The sequence below is a fragment of the Chitinophagaceae bacterium genome, assembly GCA_016713085.1.
GTDB lineage: Bacteria > Bacteroidota > Bacteroidia > Chitinophagales > Chitinophagaceae > Lacibacter.
Genome location: JADJPV010000001.1, coordinates 1327830 through 1340207, shown reverse-complemented (window position 1 = coordinate 1340207; position 12378 = coordinate 1327830). Strand labels below are relative to the sequence as shown.

Annotated in this window: 11 protein-coding genes and 1 pseudogene; 10 read left to right on the top strand and 2 right to left on the bottom strand. The window is 38.1% G+C overall.

Features of this window, described 5'->3' with window-relative positions:
- Positions 1-59 precede the first annotated feature (59 nt).
- The gene (locus tag IPK31_06430; protein ID MBK8087595.1) at positions 60-1661 is read right to left on the bottom strand and encodes a T9SS type A sorting domain-containing protein; all 1602 of its coding nucleotides are present in this window, start codon (positions 1659-1661) and stop codon (positions 60-62) included.
- A 58-nt stretch (positions 1662-1719) separates the two neighbouring features.
- The gene (locus tag IPK31_06425; GenBank protein ID MBK8087594.1) at positions 1720-2184 is read right to left on the bottom strand and encodes a hypothetical protein; all 465 of its coding nucleotides are present in this window, start codon (positions 2182-2184) and stop codon (positions 1720-1722) included.
- Positions 2185-2755: 571 nt separating this feature from the next.
- On the opposite strand from IPK31_06425, the gene IPK31_06420 reads away from it, so the two are divergent.
- From IPK31_06420 to IPK31_06375, 10 genes and pseudogenes are all read left to right on the top strand, one after another.
- Positions 2756-3904 carry a glycosyltransferase family 4 protein gene (locus IPK31_06420; protein ID MBK8087593.1) on the top strand — a complete coding sequence of 383 codons (1149 nt, stop codon included), beginning with the start codon at positions 2756-2758 and terminating at the stop codon, positions 3902-3904.
- Positions 3905-3928: 24 nt separating this feature from the next.
- The gene (gene gldC / locus IPK31_06415; protein MBK8087592.1) at positions 3929-4273 is read left to right on the top strand and encodes a gliding motility protein GldC; all 345 of its coding nucleotides are present in this window, start codon (positions 3929-3931) and stop codon (positions 4271-4273) included.
- A 5-nt stretch (positions 4274-4278) separates the two neighbouring features.
- Positions 4279-4728, top strand: coding sequence for a GatB/YqeY domain-containing protein (locus IPK31_06410; protein ID MBK8087591.1), 450 nt, complete (start codon positions 4279-4281; stop codon positions 4726-4728).
- Positions 4728-5267 (top strand): CvpA family protein, encoded by a 540-nt coding sequence (locus tag IPK31_06405; protein MBK8087590.1) that lies wholly within the window; start codon positions 4728-4730, stop codon positions 5265-5267. Before IPK31_06410 ends, IPK31_06405 begins: the two co-directional genes overlap by 1 nt.
- Positions 5268-5346: 79 nt before the next feature.
- Positions 5347-6120 carry an alpha/beta hydrolase gene (locus tag IPK31_06400; GenBank protein ID MBK8087589.1) on the top strand — a complete coding sequence of 258 codons (774 nt, stop codon included), beginning with the start codon at positions 5347-5349 and terminating at the stop codon, positions 6118-6120.
- Positions 6121-6144: 24 nt separating this feature from the next.
- Positions 6145-6807, top strand: coding sequence for a CBS domain-containing protein (locus IPK31_06395; protein MBK8087588.1), 663 nt, complete (start codon positions 6145-6147; stop codon positions 6805-6807).
- A gap of 74 nt (positions 6808-6881) precedes the next feature.
- Positions 6882-8375, top strand: coding sequence for a hypothetical protein (locus IPK31_06390; protein MBK8087587.1), 1494 nt, complete (start codon positions 6882-6884; stop codon positions 8373-8375).
- 73 nt (positions 8376-8448) lie between these two features.
- Complete coding sequence (locus tag IPK31_06385; protein MBK8087586.1) at positions 8449-9327, top strand: NAD kinase; 879 nt, start codon at positions 8449-8451, stop codon at positions 9325-9327.
- A 120-nt stretch (positions 9328-9447) separates the two neighbouring features.
- A pseudogene (locus IPK31_06380) lies at positions 9448-10289 on the top strand (outer membrane beta-barrel protein).
- A gap of 149 nt (positions 10290-10438) precedes the next feature.
- A complete protein-coding gene (locus IPK31_06375; protein MBK8087585.1) occupies positions 10439-12376 on the top strand; it encodes a transglutaminase domain-containing protein in 1938 nt (645 codons plus the stop codon).
- Positions 12377-12378 lie beyond the last annotated feature (2 nt).

Sequence of the window (12378 nt, the reverse complement as noted above, 5' to 3'; positions counted from 1 at the left end):
AAAATAGAGCAGCTTCTTTTCAGAGGTAAACCAAGAGTGTCTCGAAGGTTAAAGAGTTTTTATTGTTTTACGATTTTTTCGGTGGTGATTTCTGTGCCATCCATGATCTGCAGTAAATACATGCCATTTGTAAGATTTGCAGCAGTAAGACGGTTTAAACCAGTGGTCACTTTTCCGTTTCCAATGCTGCGGCCGTGCATATCAAGGATTCTCCAGCCAAAATCACCATTGCTGTTGATGCTTATGCTGTTACCATTGATAATATTGCTTACCAGGTTGAATTTGGCTCCTCCTTTTGCTTCACGAAGTGAAATAATATTGGAGTAGTATTTTAATTGTGATGCTGTAACTACATGCAACCTGTAATAGGCAGTTCCTTTTTCAAAAGGCTGATAAACGAACTTCCGTAAAGACCCGGTTACGTCCTGCAGGCTGGTAAAGGTTTTACCATCAGATGAAATTTCAACGGTAATTGTTTCAATTGGTTCATCTGCAAGAATGTTCCAGTTCAGTTCATGTTTGCTGTTAGTAACTGCACCATTTAATGTAAGGCTGTAAATAGGAAGAGCTGCTCCGGCAGTAAAAGTGCCGCTTACAGAATAACTTCCCAGCATACCATAGTTGCTGATATTGGCATTGGCAGCATTTGAAATTGATAAGTAATAAGTACCGGGATCTAAAATACTGTCAACAATAGCCTGTACAGAAACACCGGGGTTGTAATGATTGAGGACAGCTCCATTATGTTTCAGAAGATCAACTTCCAGATCAATATCAGCTGCAACATACCCGTTAGCAGTATTAAAAGGAATAGCATTTAAAGTTAAACGGCCTCTTTCAGGAACAATAATTTTAAACATGTCAACATCTGTTGTTGTGTTTATAAGTCCGCTTGTTGATAAAATTTGTCCATTGATTGGAAGAGTCGCTGAAGCGGCTGTTGTATTGCCGATATCATCTGTTCTGTATCCAAATCCATTGGCAGCACTGGCAATAACGGCCAGGTCACTTTGTAAAGAGGTACATCCATAATTGGTTGAACCATTATGCCAGAGAGATAAGTTTTTTGAGTAACTGTTACCCATAATTGGGGCCCAGCTGATTTCACCGGTACCGGCACCTGGATTATACTCATTTAGAAATGCACAGGCGGCATCATACCTGCTCTGGTGGTTCAAACCGAGTGTATGGCCGGTTTCGTGTGCGGCTGCATCACCAACATATTTCGTGTTATATGCTAATAAGTTTGCAAATACAAACCCGGGAATTTCCATACCCCAACGGAAAGATTCAATGTAAGCTACACCTCCTGCACTGCCGTACCATGCACTGTATCCTGAAATGATAATGCGTTGTCTTTTTGTAGCAGGTGCAGCAAAATAAACAGTTGAATCGGTTGTAATATTTAAATTGAATGGCCTGTAATCTTCAGCCACCTGGTTAAAAACAGTTGTAATCTGCTCAGATGTAAATGTTGGAGCTGTGCAGTAAAATGAAGTGCCGCCATTCCAGTAGGGGCTGTTAACAGTTTGTCCGTCGAAGTCTAAAAAAATGGTTGCTGATGCTGAGGGGTAGCTGTTAAGTTTAGGAACCTGTGCAGAGATTTCAATAGCTGAGGCTGCAAAAAATGCAGCAAAGCAAAGTTGTAAAAAGCGGGTCATGGATGTAGGTTTTAATAGGATACGATATATTGGATAGTGAATTTCTTCTTCTTTGAACTCAGTCAGACAGCAGATGCGAAACCTGTTTTTTGTTCCAGTTATATAAACCCGTAACAGCATCCTGTTCCAGCATCAGCATATCGCTGTGGTTTTTGCTTTGAACCAAGCCACGATAAATAATTGATTGATTGGGCAACACCAGTTTAGAAAAAGAAAGTACAAGTCCACCTTTTTCTGAAGACTGTATTGTGATTGTTGTAAGCCCCGGAGCATCATTCGTTATAGAAGAAACGCTTCCAGCAAACAATAAGCCCGGGGTTAAATCAATTTCAACATTCTGATGATGGCGATAATTCATCACTTCATCAATCTGCGAAACTTTAAATGAAAACTTTGATAAAACGTTCTGAAACAATTGAGGTTTACTATCATGTTTCTCACGACCGGAAGCAAACTTAACATCTTGTGAAAAAGAGAGAAAAGCGAAGTTGCAAAATAGAATTGCAAATAACAGCTTTTTCATAGTATACGGTTTTAGGATATTGGGATTCTGAATTACAAATCAAAAGTAATGGAACACGTTAAACCAAACAATAGATGAAAACGCTTAAAAAAGATTGACCCCGCTGGAAAGCGGGGTCGTTTACCCAAAATCCACATTGTAAAACCATCAATGTATCCTGACTCTTCCTGTTGTAAAACGAATAATATTAAACTATAAGTTATTTAAAAGCAATCTGTTATCCTGTTTTTCCTTTTTTGAATTGTCTTACTATATTTAGCAATTACTGTTCCAAAAACCGTTTCCTGCAAACTATTTTACAAACATTTTATTTCAAATATTAAGTGCAAATGCGTAGTTATACCTACAGTAAAAAGAACATATACAGGCTGTTACAGTGGTGTTTAATGAAAAAATTAAATTTTCAGTAAAATTAAATTGCTTTTTATTTTTTGTCAAGCGTAAAACCTTTGAATTAATGCTACGGAAATAAACGCCTTCATCTGCATGATTTGCTGATTTTATTGATACGGATCATACGCTGTTGCCCAACATTTGTTTTCATGAGGTTCAGAAGATTTCACTCCTACCTTTGCAGCTAATTTTTTACATGGTAATAGCTGTTAACACAAGAGCATTGCTTCCGGGAAAAATGGAAGGCTACGGATATTATATTGAAGAAGTGTTTTCAAGAATTGCACAGCTTCATCCCGAACATGAATTTTATTTTTTTTTCGACAGACCCTTTGCACCTCAATTTGTATATGCACAGAATATAAAACCGGTTGTTATAAAACCGCAGGCGAGGCTTCCCATTTTATGGAATATCTGGTACAACTGGCAGGTCCCCGCTATGCTGAAAAAAATTAAGGCTGAAGTGTTTGTAAGTCCCGATGGTTTTTGTTCGCTCCGCACAAACGTTCCTCAGTGCCTGGTTGTACATGATCTTGCTTTTTTGCATCATCCTGCATTTTTATTGAAGAAGCATTTACTGTATTATAAAAAGTATACTGCAAAGTTCCTGGCAAAAGCAAAAGTGGTTGTAACAGTTTCTGAATTTTCCAAACAGGATATCTGTAATCAGTATAAAATTGAAGCAGATAAAATTCATGTAACATACAACGCCACAAGCCCTGCCTTTCAACCCATGAATTATGACGAAATGGAAAAGATTAAACAGCAGTATACAGATGGCTGTGAGTATTTTATTTTTACCGGAACAATCCATCCAAGAAAAAATTTAATTAATCTGCTGAAAGCTTTTTCTGTTTTCAAAAAAAAACAGAGCAGTAACATGAAGCTGGTTATTACCGGGCGAATGGCCTGGAAAACAGAAGAGTTTACAAAGCTCCTGAATACTTATAAATTCAGGAATGATGTAAGGCTTACCGGGTATGTTTCAAAAGAAGAACTGGCCGGGCTTGTTGCTTCGGCCTATGCTATGGTTTATCCATCTTTCTTTGAAGGGTTTGGCGTACCTCCGCTTGAAGCACTCCAATGTCATGTTCCTGCAATAGTTTCAAGAAACAGTGCAATGCCTGAGGTTGGTGAGGATGCCTATTTGTATGTTAATGCCGAAAGTTTTGAAGATATTGCTCAAAAGATGATGCTATTATATAAAGACGAAACGCTAAGGAATAAACTGGTTGAAAATGGGCGGCAGCGTTTAGCTCTTTTTTCATGGGATAAAACAGCTGAAAAAATGTGGAACTGTATTGAGCTGGCTGCACAGGCTGAATAACTTACATTTGCCAAATAAATTTTTATGCATAAAAGTAATATTTCAATAGACGTTTACCTTGACGATGATAAAGTTCCGCAAGAGATTAAGTGGAAAGCAAGCGACAGTAATGCTGATATGGAACAGAAGGCCAAAGCCATGATGGTTTCATTCTGGGATGGAGCCGATAAATCTGCATTACGAATTGATTTGTGGACAAAAGAAATGATGGTGGATGAAATGGCTGATTTTTATTACCAGCTGCTGATGACCATGGCTGATACATTTAACCGTGCAACCAATCATCCTGAGCTTACTGCCGATATGAAGGAGTTTGCAAAAAGCTTCCTGAAGAAATTTAAAGATTTACAGTTAAAAGAAAATCAATAAGGATTATGAATCTTGAACAACAGATCATGGCTCAAATGAAAGATGCCATGAAATCAAAAGACGAAGCCGGCCTGCGTGGATTAAGAGCCATTAAAGCAGCCATATTAATTGCCAAAACTTCAGGAGCAGCCAGTGAACTTACAGCTGATGATGAAATGAAGCTGTTGCAGAAATTAGTGAAGCAACGAAAAGACTCACTGGAAATTTTTCAGCAGCAGAACAGAACTGACCTTGCAAAAAAAGAAGAGGAAGAAATAGCTATCATTGAAAAATTTCTTCCCAAGCAACTGGGTGCAGATGAATTAAAAACAATCATTGCTTCCATTATTACTGAAGTTGGCGCAGTGTCAGCAGCAGATATGGGGAAAGTAATGGGAGTTGCCAGCAAACAGTTAGCAGGAAAGGCAGATGGAAAAACAATCAGCGCTGTGGTTAAAGAATTATTAAGCAAATAATGATTATCGATATCATTTTCCTGGCGTTTATGGCAATGGCCATTTTCAAAGGCTTCAAAAAGGGGCTGATCATTGCTGTGTTTTCTATTGTTGGATTTATAGTAGGTCTGGCAGCAGCTTTGAAACTCAGTTCACTTGTTGCTGCATGGCTGGGTGAATCAACAAATATTAATGCCAGGTGGTTGCCGTTTATTGCTTTTATACTGGTGTTTATTGCCGTTGTGATTATTATTCACTGGGGAGCAAAGCTGATTGAAAAAGCAGTTGAACTGGCTTTCCTGGGATGGGTAAATAAATTTGCCGGTATTTTGCTGTATGCAGTTCTGTATTCTTTAATCTTAAGTGTATTGTTGTTTTTTGCAGTTCAAATGCATGTATTTACAGCACAAACTATTGAGGAGTCAAGAATATATGCATACATACAGCCATGGGGACCAAAAGTACTGGAAGCTGTGGGCAAAGTTGTTCCGGTATTCAGTAATGTTTTTACAGATCTGCAGCAATTCTTTGAAAAATTAGGCGGGAAGCTTTCGAACTAACAGGATGAATCTGCAACTGAATTACAGTTTTTCACTCAAATAAACTATTTTAGCAAAGAACATTTTTTGCTGCCAGCACATGAATTACGAAATTAAACAGGAAGGAAAATTCCGCTATATAGAAGTTGGTGAAGGCGAACCACTGATGCTGCTTCATGGTCTTTTTGGTGCTTTGAGTAATTTCAAGGACCTGATTGATTTTTTCAGCAAGCGTACAAAGGTTGTTGTGCCCATGCTTCCGTTATTTGAACTTGACCTGCTGCACACATCTGTTGGCGGACTGGAAAAGCATGTTCAGAAATTTATAGAGTTCAAAAATTATAACAATATTCATCTTCTTGGTAATTCACTGGGCGGGCATGTTGGATTGGTGCATGTATTAAAACATCCCGAAAGAATTAAATCACTCATTCTCACCGGCAGTTCAGGCCTGTTTGAAAACGGCATGGGCGATACTTATCCAAAGCGTGGTGATTATGAATACATCAAAAAGAAAACAGAAGTAACGTTCTACGACCCCGCAGTTGCAACTAAAGAACTTGTTGATGAAGTGTATGATATCGTTAATCAACGGATAAAAGCAATCAAGGTAATTGCTCTTGCAAAAAGTGCCATCAGGAATAACCTCGGCGATGAGTTGAAGGAAATTAAAGTACCAACACTTCTTATATGGGGAAATAATGATACCATTACTCCGCCGTTTGTTGGTAAAGAATTTAATAAGCTTATTCCTAATTCGGAATTACACCTCATAGATAAATGCGGCCATGCTCCTATGATGGAAAGACCTGATGAATTTAATGAAATACTGAATGGCTTCCTTACAAAACTGAGCAAGCCTGTGCCTGCGTAGGTAAAAGGAAGAAATATAAATATAATGACAGCAGCAGAACTTATAACCAATCACATCCCTTCACTGCACAGTACCGATACAGTTCTGTTTGCCCTTGATTTAATGCAGGAGCATCGTGTTGCTGAATTACCATTACTTGATAAGGATCAAAAATATATTGGACTGGTACATGAAGAAGATTTGGAAGATGCGGATCAGCAAAAAACGGTTGATGCTTATCTGCAGCAGGGAAATCCAGTAAAAGTAAACCCGGGTGATTTTTTCCTGGTCCCACTTAAAATTATGCAGCAGAGAAAACTGAGTTTGTTGCCAGTTGTAAATGAGGACGACGAATTAACAGGTGTTATTACGCAGGAAGAATTATTACAGGCTGCTTCTCAGTATAACTCAGCATCTGTTCCCGGTGGTATCATTATTCTGCAAATGTCGCCCAACAGTTTTTACATTTCAGAAATCGGGAGGATAGTTGAATCAAACAACGCAAAAATTATTCATCTTAATACCTGGACTGACGCATCAACAGGGGAGTTACTGGTTGCTGTTAAAGTAAATAAGAGCGATATTCTTGATATCCTGGCTTCTTTTGAACGTTACCAGTACAACGTTCTTCAATATTTCGGAGAAAACCTGTCAGAGGAAGAACTTAAGGTTAATTATGACCACTTGATGAATTACCTCAATATTTAGCCATCGTAATCATATAACTCAATTCTCCTTAATTAAAGTTAAATTTACTGTTCGCAGTTTTTGTGAAAATGAACATGCCGCTGAAGCTTACATATGCCCTGTTGTTTTTCTTTGCAGCGATGCTGAAAATATCGCCTGTTTTTGCCCAGCCTTCAGTGGCTCATGATACAGCATATGAAAATTTATTAAAAATTATTGCAAAGTTTCCCGATTCCTCCGAAATGATTGTACGCTCTGTTACGGTGAAGGGAAATAAAAAGACAAAAGAATATATCGCATTGCGGGAGGTGCCGTTTAAGACCGGCTCAAAACTTCAGACCAACTCCTTAGCTGATATTATTGAAGAAGGGAGACTCAATATTGTCAACACACAATTGTTCCTTGAAGTAATTGCCCGTATTGAATCGTGGGATGAAAAATATATTGATATTGTATTTGATGTAAAAGAGCGTTGGTATCTTTTTCCGCTTCCCCATTTTAAACTTGTAGACCGCAATCCAAACCAATGGCTTGTAGAACAGGGAGGCAGCCTGGAACGTGTGAATTACGGAATAAAATTAAACTGGGATAATGTTTCCGGCAGAAGAGATAAACTCAACTTTAATTTTATTAACGGCTATACAAGGGAATATTCTATTTTTTATGAACAGCCCTATTCCGATAAAAAACTGGAGAATGGTTTTTTAGCAGGTGTTTTTTATAAACAGTCAAGGCAGCTTGCATATGCAACTGACAGAAATAAGCAGGCATTCTTTCCGGTAGGTAATGCCCAGATTAATGAATTTGTGCGCACAACATTTAGAGTTGAAACAGGCTTTACTATCCGCAAAGGAGTTAAGTACAGGCATGCATTCAGGTTGAATTATATCAGTGAACAGATTGCAGATACTGTGGCAAGAATTATTGAGAATAATCCCAGCAAAGGGTATCTTCCTTATTTCACCGGCAATGTTTCTAAGCAGCAGTTTGGTGAATTTGCCTATAACTACCAGTATTATAATGTTAACAATATTGTGTATCCCTGGAAAGGGTTTGCGTTTAATGGTAATTTTTCTCAAAGAGGATTAGGTGCAAAAGGAATGAACATGTGGCAGTTTTCAGGCAAAGCAGGTCAGTTTTTACAACTGGCCAAAAAAACTTCTGCATCTGTGGTTGGATACTATATGATTAAAGTTCCTTTTCAGCAGCCAATGTATAATATGGGTGCATTAGGATATGGTGACTGGTTCTTAAGAGGACTTGAATATTATGTGATTGATGGTGTGCAGGCAGGAATCCTGAAAGCAACGGTGAGGCAGGAATTATTTCAGTTAAACGTTCCCACATTCATCATCAAAAATGAAAAGTATAAAAAAATACCGTTTAAGGTAATTGCGAAAGTATATGGTGATATCGGCGCAAGTCACATGCCTGTATTTACCAACAGTATTCTGAATAATAAACTCCTGTACACTTATGGGGCAGGTTTTGATGTGTTGAGTTATTATGATTTTGTAGCCAAGATTGAATATTCATTTAATCAGTTGGGCGAAAAGGGTTTATTTTTACACATACGCAGGGATTTTTAATCACTGATGAACGGAGATAATAAGTGAACAGATTTCTGTCATTTCCCCATCAATCTATTATAAATATAAAAGGATGAAAGTAGCTATCTATAGTCGTGTATATGAAAACGGACAGAGAGAGGATGTTCAGCGGCTTTTACATGAACTGGAAGCAAATAAGATCACTACGATTATTTACAGCGGATTATATGAACAGATTAAAGAGGACGTATCTTTCATCAATACCCCGCAAATATTCCACTCCTCAGCTGATCTGGATGATTCAATTGAATGTATGATCAGTTTAGGTGGAGATGGTACTTTGCTTGATACCGTTACGTTGGTTCGTAACCGTCATATTCCGCTGCTGGGGATCAATTTTGGAAGGCTGGGCTTTTTAGCAAGTATTGGACGTGGCGAAGTGGAAACAGTGGTTGCATCATTAAAGAATCACACGTTTGTGAAAGATGAAAGAACCCTCATTCATCTTGACAGTAATACTCCCCTTTTTGGCGATACACCTTATGCCTTAAATGAATTTGCCATTCATAAGCTTGATACATCTTCCATGGTAAAAATTCATGCTTACCTCAATGGTGAATTTTTAAATACTTACTGGGCCGATGGTCTTATTGTTGCTACCCCAACCGGCTCAACCGGTTATTCCTTAAGTTGTAACGGTCCTGTTGTGTTCCCCGATTCGGGAAGTTTTGTAATTACCCCGGTTGCCCCGCATAATTTAAATGTGCGGCCAATTGTGGTGCCAGATAATAATGTCATTTCTTTTGAAATTGAAGGAAGGGCCGATAGTTTTCTGTGTACACTTGATTCAAGAAAAGAAATTGTTCAAAAAACCATTCAGCTGGCAGTAAAGAAAGAGGCCTTTACGGTTAACCTCATCCGTTTGAATGAAAACAACTTCCTGCAAACTCTCCGTAATAAATTATCATGGGGTCTTGACAGAAGGAACTGATCAGCATAAATTTCAACAGCAATTTTATGGCAAATACGGTGTTATCATCGTAAAAATAGAAAAGGGACACATGAAAAACCTGATATTTGCGTTATTACATCTCTTGAGAATTATTTCCTGATGAAAAAATCATTTTTTTGCTTACTGGCTCTCTGTGTATTCTCTGCTCCCTTTGTCGCAAAGGCGCAGTACGAAAGCTTTCATCATGAAGGTGAATTTGGATTTCAGTTAGGGGCCGCTCATTATTTTGGTGATTTAAATCCTGATAAAAACTTAACCGTCCTAAAATTGCCGGAGGTGTTTTTTTTCGTAAACAGATCAATGATTATGTAGCTGTTCGTCTGGGAGCTAATTTTCTACAGCTTGGGTATAGTGATATTTATGAAAAAAAGAACGAGTTTCAGATACGCCGCAACCTCAGCTTTAACAGCAACCTGTTTGAACTCATGCTGCAGGGCGATTTTAATTTCTTCCGGTTTAACCCGTCCAACCCGGATGAAAGATTCACACCTTACTTAACGTTTGGAGCAGGCGTTTTTAATTTTGATCCTTATGCTTACTTAGATGGTACAAAATATTTTTTGCGTCCATTAGGTACCGAGGGCCAGGGCTCTGCTTTATACCACGGCCGTAAACAATACTCTTCCGTTGCATTTGCTTTTCCGTTTGGTGTTGGTGTAAAATATGCATTGAATGAGAAGGTGAATTTCAATTTTGAAATAACCCATCGTTTTACAACAACCGATCATCTTGATGATGTGTCTTCAAACTATGCGGGAATAACTGCATTCCCGGCTGGTTCAGCGGCTTCTTTACTGCAGGACAGGAGTTATGAACTTGGGCCACGCATTGGAACAATGGGAAATCAGCGTGGCTTCAGCGGGCAAAAAGATCAATACATTACGGCAACAATCGGTGTTACATTCAACATTACTACTTACAGGTGTCCAACTGCCAATTAGCGAAAATGTTACCCTCAGAGTTAAAAAAACCGGGAATTTATTTTAACTGGCAATGAGCTATTAAATATATTTACTGCTTTAAAAACCAGGGAACACCAATTATGAAAATCCGTTCCGCCTGCTTTACTTGTTTTACTCAAACTATTATTATGTTTTTCCATCAAACCTTCAGGCTGATGCCTGTACTGCTGCTGTTTACTTTTACAGCATCGGCCCAACCTGTAAATTCTGAAGATGAAGCAACTGCTTTTCAGCTTGCTAAAAAATATAAGGATGCAGATATTGCCTGCATCAGTTCTTACCAGTTGTTTTCTTTTGACAAAGGGAAAAATGCACTGAATGATAAAGTGGTCACAATTGAAGAAGAAGCTGCCATGGAATTTCTTTCCATCAAAAAATTTGGCAGCATGGTTTATCCTGAATACTATAATCGCTTCATCCAGATTAAAACCTTTGATAAAGCAATTAAGTTTGGCAGTTCTTATATCTGGGATCGTACACGACCATATGATCGTTCCGTAACAAATGATGGTGTTTTTTTTGATGACAGCCGTGTACAGTATTACCCTATCAGGTTTTCACAAAAAGGGCAGATGAACAGGATCAAAGTAAAAAAAGAGTATTCTGATTCAAAATATCTCACCCGCCTGTTCTTTCATGAGCGGTACCCGGTAAAAGAAAAAACATTTGAATTTAAAGTACCCAAATGGCTGACAGTTGATTTTAAACCGGTGAATTTTGAAGGAAATAAGATTGAGAAAAAAACAGTTCCAAAAGGCGATTATATTTATTACACGTTCATCATGCGTGACATTCCTGCATTGAAACAGGAAGCCAAAAGCATTGGAATTGCATTTACAGAACCTCACCTTATTATTCAGGTAAAATCATTTGATAGTAAAGGAGAATTGATTAAAGGATTTGATAAAGTTGATGACGTTTACAACTGGAATTACCGGTTGTATAAAATGGCTGTCAATGAACCGGAGCAACTAAAAGCAATATTGACAAAAATAACTGCCGGAAAGAATAACGATACTGAGAAGATCAAAGCCATCTATTACTGGGTACAGGATAACATCAGGTATATTGCTTATGAAGATGGGTATTCAGGTTATATACCGTTTCCGGCTCAGGAAGTACTTGCTAAAAAATATTGTGATTGCAAAGGAATGGCCAACCTGTTAACAGAAATGCTGTTGCTTGCAGGTTATGATGCACGGTTTACCTGGATCGGCACAAGAGATATTCCCTACCCGCAGGCAACACCTGCTTTATGTGTAAATAATCATGCCATTACAACTTTATACTACGGAGGTAAAGAATATTTTTTAGATGCTACTGAAAAATATGCTCCTTTTGGTGAGAACGCTTACCGCATCCAGGGAAAAGAAGCAATGATTGCCAATAAAGAAAAGTTTGAAATTAAAATGGTTCCGCTTACAACAGGCGAAGGGCATATGATTCAAACGAAGGCTGATTTTTCATTGATTGATAACAACCTTATCGGGAAATTAAAAATTGTTTTCACAGGAAATGAACGCACTGACTTTCATCAAACCTATCAGCAGTTACCGGTTACATCGCAGCAGGAGTTCCTTGAAAACATGCTGGAGTTTGGCAACAGCAACATCACTTCCAAAACAACAAAGACAAGTGATTTAAAAAACAGGGAGCTGCCGGTAGTGATTGAAGGCGAGTCAAATCTTAGCAATAATGTAAGCATCATTGAAGGTGACTACTATGTAAACATTGATTTCTTTCCGAAAACATTACAGGGTTACCTGCCCGATGAAAAACGTACTAGGGGATATGATTTAAACTGGGTAACTGCATTTGAAGACGAGCTGTCGCTCACAATTCCTGTCAATAAAAAATTTGCTGACATACCGGAGAAATTGCAGGTGGCAAATGATAGCTACAGTTTTACGGGTGAATACATTGTTACCGGAAATAAAATAGTATTAAAAAAGAAACTGCTGATTAAGAAAAGTACGATCAGTAAAAAAGATTTTACAGACTGGGTAAAATTTCTCGAAAGCATTAAGTCTTTCAGTGAAAACTATATTACCGTAACCGCTAAATAACT

Bases quoted from the DNA above. Each gene is read 5' to 3' on its own strand.
- IPK31_06430 (MBK8087595.1), bottom strand. From the start codon at position 1,661: ATGACCCGCTTTTTACAACTTTGCTTTGCTGCATTTTTTGCAGCCTCA.
- IPK31_06425 (MBK8087594.1), bottom strand. From the start codon at position 2,184: ATGAAAAAGCTGTTATTTGCAATTCTATTTTGCAACTTCGCTTTTCTC.
- gldC (MBK8087592.1), top strand. From the start codon at position 3,929: ATGCATAAAAGTAATATTTCAATAGACGTTTACCTTGACGATGATAAA.
- IPK31_06410 (MBK8087591.1), top strand. From the start codon at position 4,279: ATGAATCTTGAACAACAGATCATGGCTCAAATGAAAGATGCCATGAAA.
- IPK31_06405 (MBK8087590.1), top strand. From the start codon at position 4,728: ATGATTATCGATATCATTTTCCTGGCGTTTATGGCAATGGCCATTTTC.
- IPK31_06400 (MBK8087589.1), top strand. From the start codon at position 5,347: ATGAATTACGAAATTAAACAGGAAGGAAAATTCCGCTATATAGAAGTT.
- IPK31_06395 (MBK8087588.1), top strand. From the start codon at position 6,145: ATGACAGCAGCAGAACTTATAACCAATCACATCCCTTCACTGCACAGT.
- IPK31_06390 (MBK8087587.1), top strand. From the start codon at position 6,882: ATGCCGCTGAAGCTTACATATGCCCTGTTGTTTTTCTTTGCAGCGATG.
- IPK31_06385 (MBK8087586.1), top strand. From the start codon at position 8,449: ATGAAAGTAGCTATCTATAGTCGTGTATATGAAAACGGACAGAGAGAG.
- IPK31_06375 (MBK8087585.1), top strand. From the start codon at position 10,439: ATGTTTTTCCATCAAACCTTCAGGCTGATGCCTGTACTGCTGCTGTTT.